Source organism: Weizmannia sp. FSL K6-3076, assembly GCF_038007245.1.
In the GTDB taxonomy this organism is placed as follows: domain Bacteria; phylum Bacillota; class Bacilli; order Bacillales; family Bacillaceae_C; genus Weizmannia; species Weizmannia faecalis.
Map to the genome: position 1 here is coordinate 2780947 of NZ_JBBOWU010000001.1, position 24251 is coordinate 2805197.

Annotated in this window: 22 protein-coding genes, 1 tRNA gene and 1 riboswitch; of the genes, 11 read left to right on the top strand and 12 right to left on the bottom strand. The window is 46.2% G+C overall.

The annotated features are described in order from the left end of the window. Positions 1 to 107 precede the first annotated feature (107 nt). The gene (locus tag NSS95_RS13320) at positions 108 to 458 is read right to left on the bottom strand and encodes a DUF488 domain-containing protein (protein WP_017551467.1); all 351 of its coding nucleotides are present in this window, start codon (positions 456 to 458) and stop codon (positions 108 to 110) included. A 114-nt stretch (positions 459 to 572) separates the two neighbouring features. Between NSS95_RS13320 and NSS95_RS13325 the strand changes: the two genes are divergently transcribed. The 4 genes from NSS95_RS13325 to mreBH all read left to right on the top strand — a co-directional run bounded on the left by NSS95_RS13325 (position 573) and on the right by mreBH (position 4745). Next, positions 573 to 1826, top strand: a complete 1254-nt coding sequence (locus tag NSS95_RS13325; RefSeq protein ID WP_061575110.1) for an MDR family MFS transporter — start codon at positions 573 to 575, stop codon at positions 1824 to 1826. Positions 1827 to 2009: 183 nt separating this feature from the next. Then, the gene (locus tag NSS95_RS13330) at positions 2010 to 2777 is read left to right on the top strand and encodes a TraR/DksA C4-type zinc finger protein (protein ID WP_029142372.1); all 768 of its coding nucleotides are present in this window, start codon (positions 2010 to 2012) and stop codon (positions 2775 to 2777) included. A gap of 178 nt (positions 2778 to 2955) precedes the next feature. Next, entirely contained in the window at positions 2956 to 3471 is a 516-nt protein-coding gene (locus tag NSS95_RS13335) for an acyl-CoA thioesterase (RefSeq protein ID WP_014097227.1), read from the top strand. A 263-nt stretch (positions 3472 to 3734) separates the two neighbouring features. After that, entirely contained in the window at positions 3735 to 4745 is a 1011-nt protein-coding gene (gene mreBH, locus NSS95_RS13340; RefSeq protein WP_340713962.1) for a rod-share determining protein MreBH, read from the top strand. Between the two features lie 71 nt (positions 4746 to 4816). Here the strand turns inward: mreBH and NSS95_RS13345 are convergent, their stop codons facing one another. The 6 genes from NSS95_RS13345 to NSS95_RS13370 all read right to left on the bottom strand — a co-directional run bounded on the left by NSS95_RS13345 (position 4817) and on the right by NSS95_RS13370 (position 10391). Beyond that, positions 4817 to 6331 (bottom strand): flotillin family protein, encoded by a 1515-nt coding sequence (locus NSS95_RS13345; RefSeq protein ID WP_340713963.1) that lies wholly within the window; start codon positions 6329 to 6331, stop codon positions 4817 to 4819. A gap of 18 nt (positions 6332 to 6349) precedes the next feature. Then, the gene (locus NSS95_RS13350; RefSeq protein ID WP_340713964.1) at positions 6350 to 6898 is read right to left on the bottom strand and encodes a hypothetical protein; all 549 of its coding nucleotides are present in this window, start codon (positions 6896 to 6898) and stop codon (positions 6350 to 6352) included. Positions 6899 to 7193: 295 nt separating this feature from the next. Then, entirely contained in the window at positions 7194 to 8324 is a 1131-nt protein-coding gene (locus tag NSS95_RS13355) for a bifunctional cystathionine gamma-lyase/homocysteine desulfhydrase (protein ID WP_014097224.1), read from the bottom strand. A gap of 16 nt (positions 8325 to 8340) precedes the next feature. After that, a complete protein-coding gene (locus NSS95_RS13360; RefSeq protein WP_035183701.1) occupies positions 8341 to 9255 on the bottom strand; it encodes a PLP-dependent cysteine synthase family protein in 915 nt (304 codons plus the stop codon). 18 nt (positions 9256 to 9273) lie between these two features. Then, the gene (locus tag NSS95_RS13365; protein WP_046721879.1) at positions 9274 to 9744 is read right to left on the bottom strand and encodes an S-ribosylhomocysteine lyase; all 471 of its coding nucleotides are present in this window, start codon (positions 9742 to 9744) and stop codon (positions 9274 to 9276) included. Positions 9745 to 9749: 5 nt separating this feature from the next. Beyond that, on the bottom strand, positions 9750 to 10391 hold the full coding sequence (locus tag NSS95_RS13370; RefSeq protein ID WP_340713965.1) for a class I SAM-dependent DNA methyltransferase: 642 nt from the start codon (positions 10389 to 10391) through the stop codon (positions 9750 to 9752). Positions 10392 to 10550: 159 nt separating this feature from the next. Here NSS95_RS13370 and NSS95_RS13375 point away from each other — a divergent pair, with 159 nt between their 5' ends. Continuing rightward, positions 10551 to 11114: a beta-class carbonic anhydrase gene (locus NSS95_RS13375; protein ID WP_061087110.1), complete on the top strand. Its 564-nt coding sequence runs from the start codon at positions 10551 to 10553 to the stop codon at positions 11112 to 11114. Positions 11115 to 11566: 452 nt separating this feature from the next. Here NSS95_RS13375 and NSS95_RS13380 read toward each other — a convergent pair whose 3' ends face one another. After that, entirely contained in the window at positions 11567 to 12256 is a 690-nt protein-coding gene (locus NSS95_RS13380; RefSeq protein WP_014097218.1) for an N-acetylmuramoyl-L-alanine amidase family protein, read from the bottom strand. A 578-nt stretch (positions 12257 to 12834) separates the two neighbouring features. Here NSS95_RS13380 and NSS95_RS13385 point away from each other — a divergent pair. Continuing rightward, positions 12835 to 12907: transfer RNA gene (locus NSS95_RS13385), tRNA-Arg, on the top strand. Between the two features lie 890 nt (positions 12908 to 13797). Here the strand turns inward: NSS95_RS13385 and NSS95_RS13390 are convergent. Continuing rightward, entirely contained in the window at positions 13798 to 15333 is a 1536-nt protein-coding gene (locus tag NSS95_RS13390) for a response regulator transcription factor (RefSeq protein ID WP_110134170.1), read from the bottom strand. A 285-nt stretch (positions 15334 to 15618) separates the two neighbouring features. Here NSS95_RS13390 and NSS95_RS13395 point away from each other — a divergent pair, with 285 nt between their 5' ends. The 3 genes from NSS95_RS13395 to NSS95_RS13405 are packed head-to-tail and all read left to right on the top strand — an operon-like array spanning position 15619 to position 17571. Further along, complete coding sequence (locus tag NSS95_RS13395; RefSeq protein WP_014097216.1) at positions 15619 to 16227, top strand: DUF6230 family protein; 609 nt, start codon at positions 15619 to 15621, stop codon at positions 16225 to 16227. A 24-nt stretch (positions 16228 to 16251) separates the two neighbouring features. Next, positions 16252 to 16674, top strand: a complete 423-nt coding sequence (locus NSS95_RS13400; RefSeq protein WP_017551460.1) for a DUF6114 domain-containing protein — start codon at positions 16252 to 16254, stop codon at positions 16672 to 16674. Positions 16675 to 16701: 27 nt separating this feature from the next. After that, positions 16702 to 17571: a hypothetical protein gene (locus tag NSS95_RS13405; RefSeq protein WP_230090480.1), complete on the top strand. Its 870-nt coding sequence runs from the start codon at positions 16702 to 16704 to the stop codon at positions 17569 to 17571. A 22-nt stretch (positions 17572 to 17593) separates the two neighbouring features. Here the strand turns inward: NSS95_RS13405 and NSS95_RS13410 are convergent, their stop codons facing one another. The 3 genes from NSS95_RS13410 to NSS95_RS13420 form a co-directional block, all read right to left on the bottom strand. Continuing rightward, the gene (locus NSS95_RS13410; protein ID WP_179234661.1) at positions 17594 to 18508 is read right to left on the bottom strand and encodes a DUF1002 domain-containing protein; all 915 of its coding nucleotides are present in this window, start codon (positions 18506 to 18508) and stop codon (positions 17594 to 17596) included. 386 nt (positions 18509 to 18894) lie between these two features. After that, the gene (locus tag NSS95_RS13415) at positions 18895 to 20040 is read right to left on the bottom strand and encodes a metallophosphoesterase (protein WP_340713966.1); all 1146 of its coding nucleotides are present in this window, start codon (positions 20038 to 20040) and stop codon (positions 18895 to 18897) included. Between the two features lie 376 nt (positions 20041 to 20416). Continuing rightward, positions 20417 to 21718, bottom strand: a complete 1302-nt coding sequence (locus tag NSS95_RS13420) for a cation:dicarboxylate symporter family transporter (RefSeq protein WP_026684953.1) — start codon at positions 21716 to 21718, stop codon at positions 20417 to 20419. A gap of 200 nt (positions 21719 to 21918) precedes the next feature. Continuing rightward, a riboswitch (cyclic di-AMP (ydaO/yuaA leader) is annotated at positions 21919 to 22066 on the bottom strand. Positions 22067 to 22412: 346 nt separating this feature from the next. On the opposite strand from NSS95_RS13420, the gene NSS95_RS13425 reads away from it, so the two are divergent. Both NSS95_RS13425 and NSS95_RS13430 read left to right on the top strand, forming a co-directional pair. Continuing rightward, the gene (locus NSS95_RS13425; protein ID WP_340713967.1) at positions 22413 to 23036 is read left to right on the top strand and encodes a histidine phosphatase family protein; all 624 of its coding nucleotides are present in this window, start codon (positions 22413 to 22415) and stop codon (positions 23034 to 23036) included. Positions 23037 to 23805: 769 nt separating this feature from the next. Beyond that, positions 23806 to 24225: a helix-turn-helix domain-containing protein gene (locus NSS95_RS13430; protein WP_035183676.1), complete on the top strand. Its 420-nt coding sequence runs from the start codon at positions 23806 to 23808 to the stop codon at positions 24223 to 24225. The last annotated feature ends 26 nt before the right edge of the window (positions 24226 to 24251 follow it).

Below are 24251 nucleotides of genomic sequence, written 5' to 3' on the forward strand. Positions count from 1 at the left end.
TAAAGACAGCAACTATGACGACGAGCAAACATTTCCGCACGAAGCGTTTAAAAACCGCATGCACAACCCGTAATAACAGGCGCCGCAGCGTATGCGGCGCCTTTCGATTATGACCGTTCTTCGAGATATTCTTTTAACACCACCGCCTGGTTGTGCTTTTCGTCTTTTGCCGCGTAGAGCAATGTAACCGTTCCAGCCTTTCCCCATTCGATCAGCCGGTCCAGTTCCGTTCTGTCTTCCAGCCGGTCCAGCTCTTCCTTATAAAGCGCGGCAAATTCAGCAAAAAAAGCCGGATTATGGTTAAATTTTTTCCTGAGGGAACCCGTCGGCGCAACTGTCTTCATCCAGGCATCGAGTGCCGCTTTTTCTTTTGATATGCCGCGCGGCCAGAGGCGGTCGACCAGCACACGTTTGCCGTCCCCGCCGGGCTCTTCATAAATTCGTTTTATCCGGTACATCTGGCAATCCCCCTTTCAATGCCTTGCCCGGTCCTGTAACTTTCTTCATTGTTTTCCCCGCTTTTTCTGGTATCATAGGGTTGATACCAATTCTGGACAGATGAGGAAATTTTTATGAGAATACGTGACTGGGATCAAAATTTAAAAGTCCGCCTGCTTGGGGAATCCTTGATGAATATCACCTTTTGGATGTTTTTCCCCTTTCTGACCATTTATTTCACCGAGGCGTTTGGGGCCGGGCTTGCGGGTGTCCTGCTGATTGCCTCACAAGTTTTTTCCGTCATTGCCAATTTGCTCGGAGGATACTACGCCGACCGCTTTGGCAGAAAGAAAATGATGGTCGTGGCCTCAATCGGGCAGGGCGTGTCTTTTTTCATTTTCGGATTTGCCAATTCGCCATGGTTCCATTCCGCCGTGACAGCTTTTATTTGCTTTACGGCTGCCGGCGTTTTCGGTTCTTTTTATTATCCGGCAAGCCAGGCAATGATTGCCGATGTTGTGGATGAGAAAAACCGGAGCCATGTGTTTGCCGTTTTTTATACATCTATGAACATTTCCGTCGTCATCGGCCCGGCAATCGGCGGGATATTTTTTGCGGATTACCGTTTTGAACTGCTTGTTTTTGCCGCTCTTTCCTGTTTTCTGCTTGGCGCACTGCTCGTCAAATATACGCGCGAAACAGCACCGGTTTGGGCAGGCGGGCAGCAGCGCGTCCGTAAAAAATGGTACAGTACGCTGATGGAACAGGCCAAGAGCTACCAGGTGATTGTCAAAGATAAAATATTTATGTTGTTTATTTTTGCCGGAATCCTGATTTCCCAAACGTATATGCAGCTTGATTTAATTTTGCCGGTATTTACGAAGCAGGCCATTCCTGAAGCAGATTTGCTCCATCTGCTCCACTTTACCGGCGAGCAGCTGTACGGTTTTATTTTATCCGAAAACGGGCTGATTGTCGCGCTTTTTTCAGTAGCGGCGACGAAATGGGTGACGAGGTATCGGGAGCGGAATGTGTTTGTCCTCTCCTCCCTCCTGTATGCCGTTTCGATTTATTTGTTCGGCGTCTGGATTTCAAGCATCGGCTTTATTTTCTCGATTCTTTTGTTCTCGCTTGGCGAACTGATTGTGACCGGAATCCAGCAGGACTTTGTTTCGAAGCTTTCCCCGCCTGAAATGCGCGCGCAATATTTTGCCGCCGCAAGCTTGCGCAATACAATCGGGCGCACGATTGCCCCTGTTTCCATCCCGCTTGCCGGTTGGATCGGCTATAAATGGACGTTTTCCATCCTGGCCGTGCTTGCGGTAATGAGCGCGGGGATGTATGTGCTGATGTTCCGACAGTATGAAAAGAAACGCCTGTCTGCTTGAAAACGGGCATGATCGATGCACAATAGGCTAAAAAAGTCTGTCTGTTTAAACGGGCAGACTTTTTTCATGAACAGCAGTGTTTTGATCCATACTAGTTTTAGAAAAGTTTGCGGGCTTTTTCCCGGTGGTAAATAGACTCTAAAACGATTGAACCCATCTTTTTTAAAGAAAGAAGTGGTGAATATGCTGACAAAAGAACAACTGGCGCATTTCCGTTCCATTTTAACCGCGCAGCTGAAAGAATTTGAAGAGGAATTCGGGGAAAACGGCCATTTCCAAACGGGAACGGCACCTCCTTACGATTCTGTCGGGGAACTGTCCAGTTACGATAATCATCCCGCCGATACCGGTACTGAACTGTTTGAGCGGGAAAAAGATATTGCCTTAAATGACCATGCTGAATATGAAGTCGAAAAAATCAAAGCGGCCCTCAAAGCCATTGAGGACGGCACTTACGGAAGATGCAAAGAATGCGGCAAAGAGATCCCGCTTGAGCGGCTTGAAACCCTTCCGTCCACGCTGTACTGCAAAGAGCACACCCCGGACCGGACCATTCCAAGACACCGCCCGGTTGAAGAAGACGTGCTGAATCCACCGTGGGGAAAATTCGTTTTTGATGGAGGCAAAGATGAATCGGTCGCTTTTGACGCGGAAGACGCCTGGCAGGCTGTCGCAAAATGGGGCACATCCGAGTCCCCTTCCGATTTTGAAACCCCGCCGGACAGTTACAATGATATGTATACGGAATCGGATGACCATGACGGCTATGTGGAAGATTTCGAAAACTTTTCCGGCAATGACATCAACGGGAAAAACGTGGAAATCTATCCAAATGAGGAATACAAAGAATATGAAGAAGAATTGGATGAAACCCGTACGATGACGCCGTTCGGGGATCTGCCCCGAAACGAAAAAGATCCTTATGTGGAAGACGAGAAAAAAAAGAAATGAGCATGCAAAAATCAGGTTGAGGTGCCGGGCCTGATTTTTCTTTTGAAAAAATTCCGGATGAAAGCCTTTTTTCTATTCATTTTTGTTCGTATATGCCGACTGATTTTGCTATAATTTTTATATGGTAAAAGGAAATTTGAATCGCGTTTGACAGCGCCGACATATTGGAGTGAGTCATTTGGAAGACAGACCGAAGAAATACATGCGGGAAACCCGGACAGTAAGGACCAGTTATGTTTTTCCGCCGGACACAAACCATCTTGGCACACTGTTCGGAGGAAAACTGATGGCGTATATTGATGATACTGCATCGATCGCCGCGGCCAAATTGGCAAGATGCACCGTTGTCACGGCTTCGACCGACTCCGTTGATTTTATCGCACCGATCCGCGTCGGAAACGTCGTTACAGTAGAAGCCATGGTCAGCCGGACAGGGCGGACATCGATGGAAGTATTTGTAAAGGTCAGTGCGGAAGATTTGAAAACAGAAGAGACAAAAATTGCCGCCATTTCTTTTTTGACCTTTGTCGCACTGGATGAGGATGGAAAACCTACACCGGTGCCGGAAATCATCCCGGAAACCGATGAGGAACGATGGTTAAACCAAACGGCCATCCAGCGCGCCGAACAGCGGGTGCTGCGGAAACAACAAAGTGAAGAATTGGCGCGCTATTTGTCAAAAATGCCGCTGTGATTCTTGTTTAGAAAAAATTCCTTTTGAAACAAAAAGGAATTTTTTCCTGTCCTCCATTGTGAATAAAATTACAAAAAGATTAAATTTGGGGTGCCGGCTGAAGCTGTTTTTCGCATATTTTATGGACTTGCCGCGATCATATTTTTGTAACATAAGAGAATGGAAGAAAATGGAACCTTTCAGAACGAACAAAAAAAGCTATACTAAATGGGAGAGACTACAGTTAATCCGAGCGAAAAGACGATGAAGGTTAGGTGACATGCATGTTTTCAGGGAATGAAATTGGGATCGATCTAGGAACTGCAAATGTTTTAGTATATTCGAAAAAAGAAGGCGTTATTTTAGACGAGCCGTCCGTTGTGGCGATTGACCATTCGACAAGGCAGGTGCTCGCTTTCGGGCAGGAAGCCAAAGCGATGATCGGAAAAACACCTGAAAAAATTACTGTCATCCGCCCTTTAAAAGGCGGGGTAATCGCTGATTTCGATATAACAACAGAAATGCTGAAACAAATTATGAAAAAAATCAATCAGCAAAGCGGCATCTCGATCCGCAAACCGAACGTCGTAGTATGCGTCCCATCAGGCGCAACATCGGTTGAACGGCGGGCCATTGAAGATGTCGTCAAAAACAGTGGGGCAAAAACCGTCCATTTGATTGAAGAACCGGTTGCTGCCGCTATTGGTGCCGATCTTCCCGTGGACGAGCCGATCGCCAACGTGATTGTCGATATCGGCGGCGGCACTACGGAAGTCGCCATTATTTCCTTCGGCGGCGTCGTGACGTATAACACGATCCGCATCGGCGGCGATAAAATGGACGATGATATTATGCAGCATGTCAGAAAAACGTATAATCTGCTGATCGGCGAGCGGACAGCGGAAAAAATTAAAATGGAAATCGGGCATGCCCTTGTCGACCATCCGGAACAAACGCTGGATGTCCGCGGGCGCGATCTCGTGACAGGGCTGCCGCGAACCATCACCTTAAGTTCGTTGGAAATTCAGGCTTCGCTCCGCGATTCCCTGCTCCAAATTTTGGAAACGGTCCGGGCTACACTGGAAGACTGCCCGGCAGAGTTAAGCGGCGATATTGTGGACCGCGGGATTGTTTTAACAGGGGGAGGCGCCCTCCTTCAAGGCATGCAGGAATGGCTGAGCAATGAAATTTCCGTGCCTGTCCATCTCGCGCCAAACCCGCTGCAATCCGTCGTAGTCGGCGCAGGCCGCTCCCTCCAGTTCATCCATAAAATGACTGCGGGGGCCGGAAAATAACCGGACACATTTGTTTTTCTAAAGAAACGGCGTGCTTTTGCCTTTTAATTTGGCAGAAACACGCCGTTTTTTCACCCTTTTGTGCTTTGTTCCAAAGCTGCCGGTTCCGGTTCAGCTGTTTGTTGCAGTTTGATCCCGGAAAGGCCTTCCAGCATTTCCCGGACATCAATGCCGCTTGACGCTTTCAAAGTTTCCTGTAAGGTCGACATCAAATCGGTTGCATAGCCGGTGATCTTATTTGCACCGCCGTTTGCGCCGCTTCCGGTATCGACAACGGTGATTTGGTCAATATTGGAAAGCGGGGCCGCTACTTGTTTCGCATATTCAGGCAGCACTTTCAAAATCATATCGAGCACAGCCGCCTGGCCGAACTGTTCGTATGCTTCCGCAATTTTTCGTTTTGTTTCCGCTTCGGCCAGCCCTTTGAGACGGATGACTTCGGCTTCCGATTCCCCTTGGGCGCGCTGGGCATCGGCTTTAGCCGTACCATCAATGCGGACGCGTTCCCCTTCCGCTTTCGCCATCGCTTCCACCCGGTATTTGTGGGCGTCGGCTTCTGCCATTTGTTTCGTTTTTTCTGCAACGGCGGCCTGCTCAACCGAATAACGGTCTGCATCCGCTTTTTTCTTGACTTCGGAGTCGTATTGCCGTTCACGCCGCAAAATTTCTTTTTCTTCGAGCTCGATTTGTTTTTGCCGCTCGATGATTTTGATTTCCATTTCCTGTGCGGTGACGTCCTGTTTCGACCGGGCCGTTTCCAAATCGTACGCCTGGTCGGCTTTTGCCCTTGCGATATCCTGTTCGCGGCGGAACTCGGCAATTTTTAACTGGTTGAACTTCTCGGCTTCCGCAATTTCCGTTGCCCGTTCCAGTTCTGCGCGTTTTGCTTCTTTTAATGCTTCCGCTTTACGGATTCTCGTTTCTTTTTCGGCTTCTGCCGTGGCAATATCCGCATCGCGTTTGACCTGCGCAATCCGCGGTTTCCCGAGCGCATCAAGGTAGCCGTTTTTATCCTTCACTTCTTTAATCGTGAACGACACGATGATAAGCCCCATTTTTGCCAAATCCTGTGAGGCAACACGCTGGACTTCCTGTGAAAACTTATCACGGTTTTTATAAATTTCTTCAACCGTCATCGAACCGAGAATCGACCGCAAATGGCCTTCCAGCACTTCCCGCGCTTCATTTTCGCGGTCTTCTTTTGATTTCCCAAGAAATTGTTCGGCCGCTGTGGCAATTTCGCCGATCGACCCGCCGATTTTAATAATAGCAATCCCGTCTGCCATGACCGGGACACCTTGTTCGGTGTAGACTTCCGGGGTGGTCACCTCCAGCTTGCTCGATAATAAGCTGAGCGGTTTTGCCTGCTGGAATACCGGGAACACAAATGTACCGCCGCCACGAATGATTTTAATTTTATTTCCGGCTTCGTCGACATGGACATTTTTACCGCCAAGAAAACTCCCTGTTACGATTAACGCTTCGTCCGGTCCTGCAGTACGGTATTTTGAAACAAAGACGCCGATAAGGGCAATGACCAAAAATACAACAACACCGATGACAATCCAAATTCCGCTCGCAAACATGCGGCTCCCTCCTTATCATTAACTAAAATTTTCAATCTTCAAACGGTAATTCTCATAAGGTACAACATATAACACGCCATTTTTCACTTCAATCACCAATACCTGTGTCCCTTCTTTAATTTCCTCGTCCCGTATGCTGGCTGCCGGCTTTGAGATGGTTCCTGTTTTGCTGTCAATCACCACCTCACCAAAACCGGCTTTCGGAATCGAAAGAATCGTTTTCCCAACCCTCCCTTTCAGCGAATCTTCCGTGTAAACAAGCGATTCTTCAGCCGAAGACAGCGGGACAAGCACAAACACATTGAGCAGAATATCAAGAATCACCGCGATCACGGCAGAAATGGCTATGATCAGCAGGTGGGAAAGCGGTGTCACTTTTTCCAAAATATACCCGCCTGCCGAGAAAAAAGTAAAAAATGCCAAAATCAGGGCTGGATGGATAAAATTGATGGCGTCTGCAATTTCGCCGAGCAAGTCATTGAACAACAGGTAAAGCACCGTCAGGCATCCCGCAATGATCAGTACAGCCAAATACGCCGTCTCTATCGGCACGCCGAACACTTCCATATCACATCACACCCCTTCCTTGATTGGGATTTTCTTTCAGATGGCGCCGGCTATGATTGCTTACTCATCATTACGTTTAAAAATGGTTTAAGTTTCGTGAAAGAGGAAATTTTTTAAACTGTGGGCAGCAGCCGCGCACCAATCCGTTCAATGGTGATGTTTTACAGCGGGCAAAAATACGGTAAAAATTTTTCATTCATTTCATCAAGACCAGGCGGTAGGAAACAAAGCACCAACATTTTCCATTTGATAACGTTACAAAAAGCCTGCTTCCCCATGAGAGCAGGCTAACTTTTTACCTTAGCGCATTTTCCAGATCTTCCAACAAATCTTCGACGTCTTCAATGCCGACTGAGATGCGGATAAGCCCGTCTTCGATGCCAAGTTCGAGACGGCGTTCACGCGGAATGGATGCATGCGTCATAAGCGGCGGGAGTGAGATCAGGCTTTCCACCGCACCGAGGCTTTCCGCCAACGTAAAGTAACGCGTTTTTTTCAATATTTCAAGGGCTTTTTCCTGGGATGGCACTGTAAAAGAGGCCATGCCGCCGAATCCGCCGGCCTGGGAACTGTGCACTTTATGCCCGGGATGATGGATAAGCCCCGGGTAATATACCTTTTCAACGGCAGGATGTGCAGAAAGAAAATCAACAATTTGCTTTGTGTTGGATTCAATTTCTTCCATGCGTATGCCGAGTGTTTTAATACCGCGGATCAACAGCCAGCTGTCCTGCGGCCCGAGAATGCCGCCGGTTGAGTTTTGGATAAAATGCAAGTCTTCTGCAAGCGCTTCGTTTCGTACGACAACAAGGCCTGCGACCACATCACTGTGCCCGCCGAGATACTTCGTCGCGCTGTGCACGACGATATCCGCACCTAAAGTGAGTGGATTTTGCCAATACGGGGTGCTGAATGTGTTGTCCACGATAAATGTTAAGCCGTTTTCACGGGCTACACCGGCAATGGCCCGCAAGTCTGTTATTTTTAATAGCGGGTTCGTCGGCGTTTCCACGTAGATGGCTTTTGTATTCGGGCGGATCGAGGCACGGACCGCATCCAGATCGCTCGTGTCCACAAAAGTGACGTCGATATGGAAACGGTTCATCACTTTTGTTAAAACGCGAAAAGTACCGCCGTATACATCATCGGTTGCCAAAATATGGTCGCCGGCCGAAAACAGCTGGATCACCGCTGTAATCGCGGCCATTCCGGATGCGAATGCAAAACCGTGTGTACCTTCTTCAATATCCGCAATCAGTTTTTCCAAAGCTTCACGCGTCGGATTGCCGGTGCGTGCGTATTCGTATTTAAAATGGCCGACGCCATCCTGCTTGAATGTGCTCGCATGATGGACGGGCACCGAAACTGCGCCTGTATATGGATCACGGCTAATGCCGGCATGAATGAATTTTGTTTTTTTACGCATGACAAACTCCTTCTCATCAAGAATAAATGCTGCGGCTGAGATACCGTTCGCTGCTGTCCGGAAAAATGGTGACAATATGCGTGCCCGGTTTTGCCTGCTTTGCTTCGCGCAGGCTCGCCTCCAAAGCAGCACCTGAGGAACTGCCGATCAAAAGGCCTTCAAGCCGGGCTGCTTCCGCAAGCCGTTTAAAAGCTGTATCGTCGGGAATCGTATGGATGGCATCAAAAAATGTACGGTCCATAAATGGCGGTAAAAATTCCATGCCGATCCCTTCCGTACGGTGGCTGCGCGGCTCGCCCCCGTTTAAAATCGAGCCTTCTGGTTCCACGATGGCTGCCTTCAAGCCCGGATTTTTCTCTTTTAAATAGCGGGCAGTCCCCATAAACGTGCCCCCGGAACCGGCACCTGCGACAAAAACATCGATATGGCCATCAAGTGCTTCCCAAATTTCAGGCCCAAGCGTCTTATAATACGTTTCCGGGTTGGACGGATTTTCAAACTGTCCCGGGAAATACGCATTTGGTGTTTCAGCGACTAGTTTTTTTGCTTTCGCAATTGCGCCTTCCATACCAAGTTCGGTCGGCGTGTTCACGACTTCAGCCCCGAGCGCCCGCATCAGCGTCTGTTTCTCCACGCTGAATTTTTCCGGCACAACAAAAACAGCATGCACGCCGTAACGAATCGCAGCAAGCGCAAGCCCGATGCCCGTGTTGCCGGCCGTCGGTTCTATGATCGTCCCACCGCGCTTCAGCTTACCTTCCCGAAACGCGCGCTCTACTAGATAAGCGCCGAGTCGGTCTTTTATGCTGCCGCCTGGGTTAAAGTATTCCAGCTTTGCAAACAGCCGGACGCCTTTTGGCAAATCAAATGCGGTTAATTCAACCAATGGCGTGTTGCCAATCAGTTCGTGTACGCTTTTCGCATACTTCATTTCACTCGTCTCCTGTTATCAGGCAAATACTTGCGTCCACTCATCGCGTTTTGCCAGCATTTTCCGGGCAATTTCCTTTGCGCCTTCCAAAGAATGGCTTGCCGCCCAGCCGCACTGTGTTTCATTGCAGGCCGGTACTTCTGTGGCATGCAATACATCGTTTAACGTTTTTTCAATGATGTCAAGCACCTCGCCATCATCATCCAAATTGATAACGGAAAAATAAAAACCGGTCTGGCAACCCATTGGGCTGATGTCGACAATTTTATCCGTGTAATTGCGGGCGAATTCCGCCATCATATGCTCGAGCGAGTGGAGCCCCGGCATATCCATATGTTCCTTGTTCGGCTGGCAGAAACGGATATCGTATTTGCGGATGACATCGCCGTGAATCCCTTCTTTTATTCCTGCAAGGCGGACATATGGCGCTTTGACTTTTGTATGGTCCAAATTAAAGCTTTCTACGTTCATTTTTTTCATCTCTGTCATGATGATCATGCTCCTTTCATTTTTGCATCCATTAGCCACACAAACCGGTTCATCTTCCGGAAAGAGACATCAAAACCATTTTCCTCAAAGATGGAAGATAAAACGGGAATGGTGGTGTAATATTCCGTTTCAAGATCTTCCGCAAGCCGGCAGAATCCTCTCGCTTTGGCTTCCCTGATCATCTCCTGTTTTGCTTCTTCCGTCTCAAAAACCGTATCGGCGAACACGATTTTGCCGCCCGCCTTTAACCGGGTGTGGAAAAGGGATATGGCAGCCCTTTTTTCTTCGTCTGTTAAATGGTGGAACGCATACGTGCTGGCAAATGTATCCGCCTTTTCCTGCACATGAAAATTCAAAAAATCCCCGTCTATTATTTTAACATCCGGATGCTTTTTTTGAGCGATTTTTCTCATATTAGCAGAAGGTTCTATCCCGATTATCTTTAGCCCTTTCTCCAAAAGCTTGCCCGTCAAATTGCCTGTTCCCGGGCCGAATTCAACAACAAAACCGGTTGCCCGGTCTCTGACGGCATCCAAAATTTTATCGTATTGATAGAATACTTCTTCGTATTCGGCATCATTACCGGTAACGGTTTGATCATAGGAGCGGGACCATTCATCAAACAGCGCGTCAAACTCCCTTCCCAATCAAATCCCCCATTTCCCATAAAATAACTCTGAATTAAATGTAACACGCCCCTGGTTTTTTCGCAAACCATAAGGTGAAGGATTTACTCCCATTTTTAACGTGTATACTTTTATTTCCGGCCATTGTATTTTAAAATATGCTTAAAGGAGTGAGATGTGATGACATTGTTAGATGAAGTACTTGCATTTAACCAGGAATTTGTGGAGAAAAAAGCTTACGAGCCTTACCTGACTTCCAAATTCCCCGACAAGCGGATGGTGATTTTCACATGCATGGACACAAGGATCATTGAATTGTTACATAAAGCAATGAATATTAAAAACGGGGACGCAAAAATCGTAAAAAATGCAGGCGCCATTTTAACGAGCCCGTTCGACAGCACGATGCGGAGCCTGCTTGTTGCCATCTATCAGCTGAAGGCGGATGAAGTGTTTGTGATCGGCCATTATGACTGCGGCATGACCGGGTTAAAAGGCGAAACCGTGCTTGAGAATATGAAAAAACGCGGGGTTGACGAAAATGCGATTGAAACACTCGTTCATGCGGGAATCGACCTTGACGAATGGCTGAGCGGTTTCGACAAGGTCGAAAGCAGCGTGAAAAAGAGTGTCGGCATCATTAAAAACCACCCGCTGATGGATAAAAAAGTGCCGGTCCATGGGCTTGTCATTGACCCGGAAACCGGGAAACTTGATCTGATCGTAAACGGCTACGAAAATTAATCCCGGGCGCCAAATCCATGGCGGAGACCTTGACGGGGTTTTCTTCATTTTTTAATCGAAACTTCATGAAATGATGATGTTGCTTTCATTGTTTTTTAGGGTAACCGGTTTACAATTAATCATGTAGCGAGGACAGCAGAGCAGTAAGCATGCTGGACAAATACCCACTGTTTTATCCCCTTTTTAAGCCGGCCTGTGTGCCGGTTTTTTTGTGAGCAGAAATTTAAGGGAATTTTAAAATGGCGTTAGGCTAATAAAATGAGCGTAAGTTTTTACATGAAGACCAAGGATCAGTTTGGTTTGCTGATGATGACGGTTTGCAGCGGAAACGGTGTAACCCACGTTTCGTTCATTTTATATAATAGGGTATATAAGCTGCTGAAAGACGGGGAGATTAGGGAAACAGGAGGAAGGTGTTTCAGACAAAAAACGGGTAAAGGCCGCTTGTACGGCTACTTTACCCGTAATCTTTCCCCCACACGGATGGTATAATCATCATCCAGATTATTCCATTTCTTTATTTCTTTGATGGTCGAACCGTATTCTTTGCTTAAAGCGTAAACGGTATCCCCCTTAACGACTTTATGATACGTTGCACCGCTTTTCTTTTTGAGCTCGAAAGCTTTTGCCAGCCCATTGACATGCCCCTGTGCCACTTCTTCAATCCAGCTGTTTTTCTTCATTTTTTTCGCATCACTTGCTGTGTCAATAAAGCCGTTTTCGGTAAGGAGCGCAGGCATGATCGATTCCCTGAGCACATGAAAATCGGCCGTTTTTCTGCCCCTGTCTTTTAAATCATTCAGCTTCACCACTTCCTGGTGGATGGTTTTCTGGTAGGTTGCCGTAGCAGAGCCTGATTCTGGATAAATATAGCTCTCAAAACCCGTTCCATTTCCTGAATTGATATGAATGGAAAGAAAAAAAGTGGCGCCCCAGCTGTTGGCGGCATCCGTCCGCTCTTCCAAAGAAACAAATTTGTCCGTCGTCCGCGACATTTTTACCGAAACATTTTGGTAATGGTTTGTTAAAATGTCCTGAATCTGTTTGGCAATCTCCAAAGTGATGTCTTTTTCCTCTAGCCCGTTTCCCTCAGCGCCCGGGTCTTTTCCACCATGTCCCGGATCAAGAAACAGTTTAAACAAATACTTCACCCCTTTCCAATCATGCTCAATTTCCACATATCTTTTTTAAAGTTAAATGGTTACTTTCCTGTCCTGTTTTTTGTACAAATGGAAACCATCCGTTTTGCCGGCAGCCGGAATGGCAAGCGGCCGGCAAAATTTTACCGGACATCCGGCAAGTTGAGGCGACAGGGGCAGATTGCAAATACGGGTCAATACTTCGGTAGAAAAACCTTTATCTCACGCAGAGAACCAAATCTCTATCCTATCGTATGTAAAGCATGTGCCATTTGTGACAGGTTGTCCGCCTGTTTTGGTCCGTAAGCGTTTTAAGGAAGAATTTGGATATTGGGAAATAGAATTGTTTCTTTAAGTGTTTTGGCAGTTGAAGCGGGAAGAACCATGTTTTTTCGGAAAAGCGTATGTGTAAAATATTTTACTCGAAGGATCAGGCGAGTGAAAAAAATGGGAAGGCACTCTATCATCTAAATGTACACTTTGAGACAAACATCTAGAGAGCGGTCTACAGGGGTATTGACACAAAACGACAGATTCACTATAATATTTAAGGTGACATCGAACGGATATTAGCAATTTACGGCTCCGTAGCTCAGTGGATAGAGCGTCGGTTTCCTAAACCGTGCGTCAGAGGTTCGAGTCCTCTCGGGGCCGCTTAACAGCAACGCCCGCAGACCTTTAATAGCAAGGGTTTGCGGGCGTTTTGCATTTCTTCTGTGCAAAATCCGTGCAAAATTATTTTGTTTCTGCAAAAGTGAGTGCCTTAACATTTGCGGGTGCGGGAGAATTCTTTCGGCGAAAAAATCTTTAAAAAATCCCATTATTTCCGTTTCCTTCTTAATTTGTCAGAGAATCAGCCCATTTTCACTAAAATTCTAGTCGAACTTAGCTAAGCATGATCCAGATTCAGCGCCGTGATAAACATTTCGAAGAGAAATTGTCTGAAGGGAGCCAGCTGTATTGTGTAGAAAAAAGAGCAGGCCGAAACCTGCTCTTGCAGGCGTTCTTCTAAAAAAGATTTAACGAAAATAGGGGGGTATTTTTTGTTGTTAAACTTAAACACTTAATCGAAAACCTTTTTACGCCTGCATAACAAATTATAAGAAAATTGATTTATTTTGTCTAGATCTCCCATTTTTTTGGGAGACTTTTATTTTGTCAAATTTACAGCCCCCGTAAATTCGGGGGCTTTGAACTTTGCAGCAGACTCTAGGATGTAAAAGTATTTTACCCGGACTTCGATCATTTTACACACAATTTTTTACCTACGTAGGATTTGCTGTATAAGCAAAATCCCCAAATTTGGCATGGATGCTGACCGCTTTGGCAAAAATTTTTACAACAACTCCAGGGAAAAGCTAGCACTCGAAAACCGACTCAACGTATTAAGAAGACAAAATTACACATTTTCGCAAATGGATTCTTCTATACTTTGAGACAGGGCTTGCTGACAAATTGGGTACAAACTCAAAATCGGATTCGTTCAGCAAGCCCTCATGACTTCGCCTTTTAAAAAAAGTGCATAACGGAGGAAAATGGCGAGTTCAATGAATCAGCCCAAGCCGCATTGCTTTTACAGCGGCTTCCGTCCGGTTTCTAGCGTGAAGCCGCTTCATCAGGCTTGAGACATAATCCCGGACCGTATACTCGCTCAAATGCAGCATTTCCGCTGCTTCCGTCGTCGAGGCCCCGTCCGCCAAGAGCTGCAAAATATGGATTTCCCGGGCGGACAGCTGGACGAGTTCCGGCTGCTTTTCGTCCCACTGGTTCGCTTTTAAAAACTTGGCCAGCAGTTCACCTGCGCTCTGACCGAATTTCAACAGCGCCGTAAATGTGCTACTGTCCACTTCAAAAAACTTCCCCGGCCCCTGGTCCAAAATGGCACCGCCAATTAACACCCCTTCTGACGGCACATAAATCGGGGCAACCACGACCGATTCCAGCTCAAACTCCTTCACATACTGCATCGGAAACTCTTCTGACGCTTTTGGGATATACAGCGGCTGGAAATGCTGTACCATATTTACCTGCTGCCCTTTCCCCAGCAATATTTTGGAAATGGAAGGAAAACGGTCGATCGTCTCCTTTATATTCCGGATTGCCGTATTGTTAAAATGGTAGCCGAACAGGCCGAATCCCGCGGCATCGCTCTGCGAATAACGGAACAGGGCACAGCGCTCAAACGGCAAATATTGTGCGTAACCAAAAGCGATGTTTTGGATCGCTTCATTTAAATCCTGGGAGCGCATAATCCATTCGTTAAATAAAATGACTGCATCTTTCCACTGGTCGCCCGCATATACTTTTCCGTTTCGTTCCTCCTCCATCTGCAACAAATGCATCGCATAGGTTAAAAACGGGATTGTGGCCGAAACATCCTGGTCGCTCATACAAAAAATCAACGTCTCGTTTTTCCACGGAACCGGAAACACATCCCGCCTTTCATCCGGTTTCCGGCGCGGCGTCCGCTTCAGCAGCGCTTCCGACAGCCAAAACCATGAAGGATCCGTCCGTTCAAACAGCCCGCTGTCAATCGCGTTCTCCTCCATCCCGATCACTTTCTTCAGCCGGTACCCCCCATCCACATGGCTGACCCTTGCAATCCACTCGATTCTGAGCTGCTCGGATTTGGTTAGCTGCTCACAAAATGAATCCATTTGAAAAGTTTCCTGTTTGGAAATGAGCAGCATTTCTTCGCAGATTTTCGAAAAAAGGTACTGGACGGAAGGATGTAAATGAAAAGACCGGGTCGTGCTTTCCTTTATGGCTTTATGAACAGAGTTTTCAATCAGTGTTAAAATAAAGATGAGAACATGCGGTTCCGGCGGGCGGTGGAATTCCTTCACCCATTGCGACCGGATATCGTCAATCAGCGTCTCAACCGATTGCTGGCCGGAACGGAAAAAGGCGACAAAACAATTGAAAGCGAATTCAAAAGCATCCGCACTGCCTTTATGTGTTTCTCCCAAATACTGCAAAATTCCCGTACATTCCGCAATAATTTGCTGCTGGTGCGAGCGCAAAAGGTCCACTCCATGTTTCATGACCATGTCCATATGCGCATTTAACGACAGCGACACCTTTCTCCCTCCTTTGTCTAACACCTTACCGGTCTTTTTTCCTATAATATTATCATAATCATGCCTGGTTGGCGCGCAAAAAAACATACCGGCTTTCCGACACGATATTTGTAGGCCATAAGCCATTGAATTCCCTACAATAATAGGAATATATTTTTTTGTCCAAAATGAATAAAATAAAGAAAATGTAAGCGATATCATTTGGGAAGGAGGGGATTTTTCACCTAAATATTTTAGCGTACCATCTTTTTTAAATAATCAAGTTTTAAAGGGGAGGATTGTTACATGAACGAAGGGGCATTAGTCTTACAAGGGCAAGGGAGAACTTCAAAAAAATGGTTTTTTACCGCTCTGCTTTCAGGCCTTATTTTTTTGGGGGGACTTTTAGCTGTACTCGGCATTAACGGGGTTGCCGTTGCAGCAACTGTCGGCGGCATTGGCAAATTCAATGTTTCATTCAAACAAATGCAAGGTACCGGGTTTAAATTATACGGGAGTTTATACGGGGATCCATCCAAAGGGGAGGACCATGTCAAACCGGTCTTTGTCAATGAAATTGATAAAGTGACGATCCAGGACTTGGTTATTTCAAAAGATGTTAAGATTCCGGTTCTTGGCGATTACCAGGTGAAAATTACGGCGGGCGACGGAAACACACCTGTACACCTTAATGGGCTGATTCAAAAAGCTGCGCTTGTCCAGGGGGATGCAGTCTTCACCAATATGAATATTTCGGAAAATTATGTCACTGCCGATGACCCTCAAGCTGCTTCAAAGGCTTTTACACAAGGGGCAGATACTTTAACGATCAAAAACGGCAGCCTGGATACACATTACCTATTCCAAAAAGTCGCAAATCTTCCGAACCTAAAAGTGCAGTTTGTCAAAAAATAGGCTTTTCTTCAAGGAGTGATCATAATGGGCAAGTTCCATATGTTCCGCATGAAATTTAGAAACTGGAGAAGAAGCCGGCCATTCTGGGGGGCAACGTTTACGTTGCTCTCCGGGATGATCATTTTATATGTGCCGGTCCAACTTCTTGAAATTGCAGCCGCGCCCGGAAGCATGGTGTCGATCGGCCTCATTTTCGGTGGCTTGATTTTTCTGATCGGCGGAATGGGTTATTTTTTCCCAAAATTTAATATGGTGTTCGGCATTTTGGCCATTTTTCTGTCTGTCCTTTCCATCATGGGGGCGATGGGCGGATTTTTCATTGGAACCCTGCTCGGTATAATCGGCGGGTCTTTATCTGTTTCATGGCGGGTAATCAGGCAGGAGGAAGTGCCGGCTGGTGTGGGCCCGATGGAAGAAATTGCCGCAGGGAGTGCAGAAGAAAGATAAAGACTATACACAGAAATGGTGAGGCAAGTGAAGAAAACAAAATCTTTCCTATTGACAGCCGCATTTATTGCATTTAATTTTTGCTTTTTTACAAACATTTCAGTGGCTGAATCCCCCGTAACAGACGGCTTCATCATTGAAGCAGACCGCGTGGAAGGCGCGATGCTTCCGCCCGGGATTACAGCAGGCGATACAGCGACAAAACAAAATCAGGTCATGCTCCGCCTGCAGTATGCGGATGTCACCATTTACGGCCTGAAAATCACAAAAGTGCTGCAAACGCCTGAGGGACCGGTGACGATCCATATGAATGCCCCCGGCCCGATTCAATTGAAAAATATGCGGGTCGATGCCACAAAGGTGAACTTTGGCGGCATTTACGTTCCGGAAAAAGCCAGACAGATCGGCATGAAAAACGTCCGCCTTGTTGCCCATCAACAGCTTGCTGACAATGCCGATCTGCCGGGTCTTAACCTATCGATGGAAACCGGCGCAGCCGATATTGACACTTCCGGTTCAGATGAGGAAACATTGCGAAAGCAGGCTGATCAGCTGACACAACTGCTGCAGGGCGGCACTCCTGAAAAAAACAAAGAAGAAAAAAACGACAAGTCTGATACGGCTGATAAAGCGAAGGATGGCACGCAGGATAAAGCGAAAACAGAAAAACAGGATACAGAAAAACATAACGATGCGAAAACGGATGGCAAGGTTACGGATCAAAATAAAAATAAGGAATCAGAAAACACAGATGATACAAAATTGGACAACACTGGCACAGAACCTGCTTCCGGTCAGGAAACGGAAAAGAATCGCACCACTACAAAGACTGCTCAGGATCAGAGCAGCACAGATCAAAATGTTCAACAAAAAGAAGGCAGCAGCGCCGGAAATTAGGGGCGCACTGCCTTCTTTCCCATTATTGGAATAATCCCCGGATCGCGTCAAAGATGTTTTGGAAAAAGTCTTTTACGCTTTGCCAAAAATCTTTGTCTCCGGCCGCTTTGTTGATCTTATCGCTCAGTTTGTCGGACAAGGAACTCAATTCGCTTTTGACCGAACCAAAATTGATGTTGAGCTTACGCATCTGGTCGAATAAATCATACAGCAGCTGGCGGTCGGAATCGCTCAAATTGATGTTTAAATCCTTCAATTTATCATCGACGATTTTTTCAATATCTTCTTTTGTTGCCGGATGCTGGTTTGCAATTTCCTGCTTAATTTCCGTAAGAAGCTGGGTCACTTGATCATTGCTTAACCCTTCCTTTTTCGCCAGATCCGTCGCGACACTCAGTTCCTGGCTGGCCACTTCCGTCCGGTCTGAATTAAGTTTATCCCCGGTTTTATCCGAATTGTCATAAGCTTTATAAATACCGACAAGCGCTGAATGTCCGGTTACTTTGAGCGGGGAAGCCACTTCTACTTCCGCATTTTTAATTCCGGCAGTGAGCAGCGCATTTTTATACATATCCGCCGTTACTTCTGTAATATTTTCCGGTGTTACAATATTCACCTGGATACCGCCGGAGTCCGTTCTTGTAATTTTTGCGGATGAATACATGTTCGAATTGCGGTTGCCATCAGGGATGTAATGGACAAGATCATCGCCGGTTACGGTAATCTCTTCGACATTGTTTGCATCGTCCACGCCAAGTTCCTTTTCCACCTCTGCTTTTTGCGAGGCAGAAAGAGCCGCGCCTGTCGCAACGATCGGTTTCCCGTATTTTTCATCGATCACTGTACTGTTATCGCCGGACGCTTTTGCCACGCCGTTCATGGTGAACCCAAGCGCAATCATAGCGATGAACCAGATCCATCCCAATCTTTTTAGCATTCTTTTTTTTCCTCCCTTTTTGAAATGTTGCGGGCTTGCCGCGCTGCCATTTCAAAAGCCTACAAACCTGCTCATCATGATGCATCATTTCTATTATACACGATTGCACCTTCCGTTTTCCCTAAAAATATGATGAGAAAACCAGGGCCTAGTGTGAGGGAGGTGCAACAATTTTAACCATGTACGGAAAGTTTATTTAGAGCGTCCCTATGTGAAGATAGACGCAATTTTTCATGCCCTTCCTTCACTTAAAACGCATCTACTTTAAGATAGATGCAGACTTTCACGTTCTTCCTTAACATAGAAAACCTCTACGTTAAGATATGCCCCGCCGTCCTCTTCCTTCACTTCAATGCCCATGCCGCAACAAAGGCGGCATGGGCAAATTAGTTTCGACTATATAAAGTAAACTTGGACCCCAGCACGTTTTTTTGCAGCTCGGCGGTCATCCGAACAATGTCCGGATCCGGTCTAACGATGGATTTTGCCTGTTGATTGTGGATGGCATATACCGGTTTCGCCTCCGATTGTGCCTGCGTCATCTCCCACTTCTCTCCCTTTTTTTCCAAAGTGAGACTGATCACACCGAGATGACTCCCCCACTTGCCGGGCATTACTGCAGGCACGCCATTGATTGTCCCTTTCCGGATATCGACACCGGGGACGCCTGCAAAAAATTCGCTTGGGAACACCCTATGCTGATGCCCAAACAGAATGGCATCGATCCCTTTTACCTCGCTTAATAAATAAACGGCATCGCCTGTATAAAACGGTTGTTTCACAGCCGGATCCACACCACAATGGGCAAGCGCGATGATCAGGTCGGCTCCTTCCGCCTTCATTCGCGGGACAAACCAGGCAGCCGTATGCAGGATGTCCTTTGCTTTGACTTTGCCGCCAAGGCTCGGTTTTTCCCATTCAATGACTGAAGGCGTAACAAATCCGATGACCCCGATTTTCAGATGATGATGGTGCCCGCTCCGGTCTTCCACTTTTTTATCCAGAATCACATAGGGTTTGAAAAAATTTTGGTCATCTGTATCATTTTTTTCGAAATTATAGTATATATTGGCATTTACAAACGGAAACTTTGCTCCATTGATCGTCTGTTTCAAAAAATCAAGTCCGTAATGAAAATCATGATTGCCCACGGTCGCTGCGTCGTAATTTAAATGATTCATCACGCGGATAAACGGATGAATTTCCCCCTTTTTTAACGGTCGACGGGCAACATAAGCAGCCATTTCGTTCCCTTCAAGTAAGTCCCCATCATCAAACAGCATCGTATTTTTTGCCGTCTTCCTCTCCGCTGCAATGAGTGAAGCCGTAAGAGCAAGGCCATAAGTCTCCGCCTCAGTGCGAGCGGCATAATCATAATTCAGCATATAGCCGTGCAAATCCGATGTCTCCAGCAAACGCAAGTCGACAGTGGCCCGTTTCGATTGAAACCAAAAAGCCGCATCCGCATGTTCCGTCCGGGGAAAAAGAGCGAGGGACAGTACCGCTACCCACAGTAGCATTTTTTTGTCCATCTTTATCCCTCCAAAAAATCAATACATGCTGCTGTGAATAGTTTGTGCCCTAGGGCGCTCATTATTTCAGTCCAACCGGTAACAATCCTTGGAAAGAGAGGCACAATTTTTCCCGACAAAAATCTGTATCGCTCCAAAATCAAAGCCGATCAGGGTAAACATTGCTTCTGGCGACACATCAAGAAGGAGTTCAACTTATATGGATGAAGTTTTCACACCGAGTCCGAGCGCCAATTTGCATGATGACTCCAGTAGGCAACAGAGCTAGCATAATTTGATGGAAATGTAAAAAACTACCGACGTTCTTTACTCGCAAACAAAAAAGGCGCGCTGCCTCTATTCCGGCAGTGCACCTTTTTTAACTTCATCGCTCATCTTAAGATTCCGTTACATATTTGTGATCTTTGGAATCGTGCCCGCCGCCGCTGATTTCGGCAAGGTACGCTTCTGCTTTTTCTTTATCATATTTTCCTTCCCATTTTGACACAATAATGGTTGCAAGCGTATTGCCAACGACATTGCAGGCTGTTCTTGCCATATCCAGAATACGGTCAATGCCAGCAATAAATGCTAAGCCTTCAAGCGGAATCCCGACCGTCCCCAGCGTCGCCAAAAGGACAACGAATGAAACTCCTGGAACACCGGCGATGCCTTTTGATGTAACCATCAGCACAAGCACCAGCGAAATTTGCGCACCGATGGACATGTGAATCCCGTACATTTGCGCGATAAACAGCGCCGCCAGCGACTGGTACAAGGTCGAGCCGTCCAGGTTGAATGAGTACCCCGTCGGAATCACCAGTGTGGTGATCGATTTCGGGCAACCGAATTTTTCCATTTTCTCCATGAGCCTTGGCAGCACCGCTTCCGAGCTTGCAGTGGAATAAGCAAGGATCAATTCGTCTTTCAGGATTTTGAAGAGATTGAAAATATTTACACGGAAAAGCCAGGCAATCAGGCCAAGCACGACAACCACAAAGAAAATAATCGTGCCGTAAACCGTGAAAACAAGTTTGCTTAGCGGAATCAATGACTTGAGGCCGAATTGTGTAACGGTTACACCAATCAGGCCGAATACACCAATTGGAGCCACTTTCATGACCAAATTAGTGACATAAAACATTGCTTCACTGACACCCTGGAAAAAGCGGAGCACCGGTTTTCCTTTTTCCCCGATGGCTGCCACCCCAATCCCGAACATGACAGAGAAGAAAATGATCGGAAGCATATTCCCTTGTGAAAGGGATTCAAACAAGTTCGTCGGCACGATACTTAAAATCGTATCGACTATGCCATTGTGTTGCGTCTCTTTTGTTGTTTCCACATAGCTGCTGATCGATGTTTTTGCCAATGAGCCCATATCCACCCCTGTCCCCGGATGAAACAAGTTTCCGGCCAGCAGTCCTACTACAATCGCGATGGTCGTGACAATTTCAAAATAAATCAATGCTTTCAGGCCAAGCTTTCCAACCTGTTTCATATCGCCTGCGCCGGCAACACCGACAATCAAGCTTGAAACGACAATCGGAATCACAATCATTTTAATCAAGCGCAAAAAGAAGTCGCCAAACGGCTGGAGAATATGGGCCACGGTGTCATTGCCGTGGAAAATGCCGCCAATCGCAATACCGAGTATCAGGCCGATAAAAATCTGCCAGGCTAAGCTCACTCTTTTCATGAAGTTTCCCTCCCAGATGCCAATATTTTTCAAAAAGCACAGTACGCAAGCTGCATACCGGATTGTTTGTAAAACTCAAATCGCAAGTCCTGCCAGTTTCCGGCTTTACCCCGGAAACCAAATTTGTGTATTAAAAAAACCACGAAAGAGAGAAATTCCTTCGCAGCATTTTTGCTTAAAAGGCGTGTCCAAAAAACACACAGTTCTCTCCAGACGCTTACGAGGTTAGCTGACGGATTAGGGAATAAAGAGTTTCCCTACCTTTCATTGAAAGGTTTCACCCCTGGTGCATAGAACACCTGTTGGTTCCCCCGTTTACATAAACATGTAATTGAGCGATGATATGAAGTTTTTAAAAAATAAAAAAACAACTCATCCTTCTTCAATGTTTTAGCGTCCTTTGTTATTATATAATATTTTAATATAATATAGCAAATAAATTTTTTATAGGGAGGGACCGGACGCAATCGCGTTGCATATCCGGCAATTCGGTATTTGTAAAACTTTACTTGAAGCGGCGAATGAGTGAAAAAATGAGAAGACACTCTATCACCTAAATGTACACAGCTAAATGAACATCTAGAGAGTGTTCTTCTCATGGATTATGAAAGGAATCTTATTGACCGGAAATAGCATTCCACTCCTCAATTTGTTAAAATAAAACCAGTTGATACTTTGTGAAAAGGGGTACATTATGACACTTTTTTATTTTGTGCGCCATGGCCAGACAGAATGGAACGCCGACCGGAACAGATATTGCGGGAGAAGCGATATCGGTTTGTCGCAGACGGGCGTGCGGCAGGCGGAACTGGCGGCAGGGTTTTTTAAGGACATTCCGTTTAATGCTGTTTATGCATCCACATTGAGCCGGGCTGTCCATACGGCAGAAATTCTCGTTAAGGGGCGGAAATTGAAAATCCATCAAGATCCGCGTCTTGTCGAAACGGACTTCGGTGCCTGGGAAGGAGAACGCCAGGAAGATTTTTCTGTTAAATATGCGGATAATTGGGAGGCCTGGCTAAAAGATCCGGGCGCGACACATGCAGGTTATACGGGGGAAACGGCCATTCAGGTCTATAACCGTGTCCGTGCCTGTATCGATGAGCTGGTGGAGAAACATCCGGAAGAAACTGTCCTTGTTGTTGCCCACAGCATGGCAATCCGCTTTTTCGTCGCCGGAACCCTTGAAGTCCCGTATAAAAATTACCGGATGATCCCACAAGACAATACTGGAATTACGATTTATAAAGAGACACCGGAAAACGCCGGATTTCTGGCCATTAATCTTAATACGCACTTATCTTCCATAAAAAGTTGAGATTTGCACCTATTGCTGTAGAACCCTGCCCATGCCGTTGAACAATGGAACCGCATGGGCAGAGGTTGTATTGGGGCTGGGGCATTTTGAACGTAAGCTACAATGCTTTTTTATAATTGATTTCCTCTAAACCTGGGATAAGGTTGGTGGACATGAACGTCATGTAAAGGAAAACAGGGAATGTCGATTTTATAAAGGCATGGAACTGTCCTGCCTGCTTGAGGGGTTGCGAACCGTGGACTTGGTAAGGAGACTGAACGCCTTGTCCGGACTTATCTTTGCCCGCATAAGCCAATTCAACGTATAGAGAAGGTAGCATCCCTATTTCCGACAGAGGCATTCTTTTATATATTGAGGCAAAGCCAGAATGGAATTCGTTCAGCAAACCTTTTGCGTGCCAGTATGGGACTAGCGTCGTTAACGGTGTTATGGAAGGGTGGGTAAATAGACCCGTCATTTTAATGAAAGCGTTTACAATTTAAAAAGGGGTTAAAACAGTATCGTTTTCATGCTAAACTGGAAGGGAGACTGTAAAAAAAGAGCCTGGAGACCATATTACTCTTACTTTGAATTTGGGAACAGTAAGTAAGAATCATGAGAAAATAGGGGGGTATTTTTTGCTGAAGCATCTATTTTCTTTGTGTCTCCGGCTCTTTATCAACTTTTTGTACAGATGCTCATCAACAAAATAATTTCTATACACTTATATTATACACAATTATTTTGGAAGTCAACCATCTTTTTTGATTTTTTTTAAGGAGCAGTAGCAATGGCCGATCACGGGAATGAAAACATGGAAAACGTTAAAGAAATATTCGCAGCCCGATTGAAAAAAGTGCGGACAGCTCAAGGCTACAGCCAGCCTGAACTTGCGAAAAAAGTCGGGGTAAGCGACCGGAACATTTCGAACTACGAAACTGGATACAGTTTTCCTTCTATTAAGGTGCTATACCGAATTTCGCAAGTGTTGAAAGTTTCAATTGATTATCTTTTGGGCCTTACCAACCATGCCGGCCTGAAGACAAATGAAGCGGTCAGTAATCCGGAAAAGAAACTGCTTGAAACGTTGAGCCATGAGCCGGATTTATACCAAATGATGCTGAAAGATCCTGAGAAAATGGCAAACCGGATTTATCAGACTTGGAATTTGATCAGGGAACTGGACGACGAGGATGACAGAAATACATAATCGGGGGGCGGGTGAATAAGGAAAGC

Excerpts from the sequence above, each read along its gene's own strand:
- NSS95_RS13320 (WP_017551467.1), bottom strand. The coding sequence starts at position 458 with ATGTACCGGATAAAACGAATTTATGAAGAGCCCGGCGGGGACGGCAAA.
- NSS95_RS13325 (WP_061575110.1), top strand. The coding sequence starts at position 573 with ATGAGAATACGTGACTGGGATCAAAATTTAAAAGTCCGCCTGCTTGGG.
- NSS95_RS13330 (WP_029142372.1), top strand. The coding sequence starts at position 2,010 with ATGCTGACAAAAGAACAACTGGCGCATTTCCGTTCCATTTTAACCGCG.
- mreBH (WP_340713962.1), top strand. The coding sequence starts at position 3,735 with ATGTTTTCAGGGAATGAAATTGGGATCGATCTAGGAACTGCAAATGTT.
- NSS95_RS13345 (WP_340713963.1), bottom strand. The coding sequence starts at position 6,331 with ATGTTTGCGAGCGGAATTTGGATTGTCATCGGTGTTGTTGTATTTTTG.
- NSS95_RS13350 (WP_340713964.1), bottom strand. The coding sequence starts at position 6,898 with ATGGAAGTGTTCGGCGTGCCGATAGAGACGGCGTATTTGGCTGTACTG.
- NSS95_RS13355 (WP_014097224.1), bottom strand. The coding sequence starts at position 8,324 with ATGCGTAAAAAAACAAAATTCATTCATGCCGGCATTAGCCGTGATCCA.
- NSS95_RS13360 (WP_035183701.1), bottom strand. The coding sequence starts at position 9,255 with ATGAAGTATGCGAAAAGCGTACACGAACTGATTGGCAACACGCCATTG.
- NSS95_RS13365 (WP_046721879.1), bottom strand. The coding sequence starts at position 9,744 with ATGACAGAGATGAAAAAAATGAACGTAGAAAGCTTTAATTTGGACCAT.
- NSS95_RS13375 (WP_061087110.1), top strand. The coding sequence starts at position 10,551 with ATGACATTGTTAGATGAAGTACTTGCATTTAACCAGGAATTTGTGGAG.
- NSS95_RS13395 (WP_014097216.1), top strand. The coding sequence starts at position 15,619 with ATGAACGAAGGGGCATTAGTCTTACAAGGGCAAGGGAGAACTTCAAAA.
- NSS95_RS13400 (WP_017551460.1), top strand. The coding sequence starts at position 16,252 with ATGGGCAAGTTCCATATGTTCCGCATGAAATTTAGAAACTGGAGAAGA.
- NSS95_RS13410 (WP_179234661.1), bottom strand. The coding sequence starts at position 18,508 with ATGCTAAAAAGATTGGGATGGATCTGGTTCATCGCTATGATTGCGCTT.
- NSS95_RS13415 (WP_340713966.1), bottom strand. The coding sequence starts at position 20,040 with ATGGACAAAAAAATGCTACTGTGGGTAGCGGTACTGTCCCTCGCTCTT.
- NSS95_RS13420 (WP_026684953.1), bottom strand. The coding sequence starts at position 21,718 with ATGAAAAGAGTGAGCTTAGCCTGGCAGATTTTTATCGGCCTGATACTC.
- NSS95_RS13425 (WP_340713967.1), top strand. The coding sequence starts at position 22,413 with ATGACACTTTTTTATTTTGTGCGCCATGGCCAGACAGAATGGAACGCC.
- NSS95_RS13430 (WP_035183676.1), top strand. The coding sequence starts at position 23,806 with ATGGCCGATCACGGGAATGAAAACATGGAAAACGTTAAAGAAATATTC.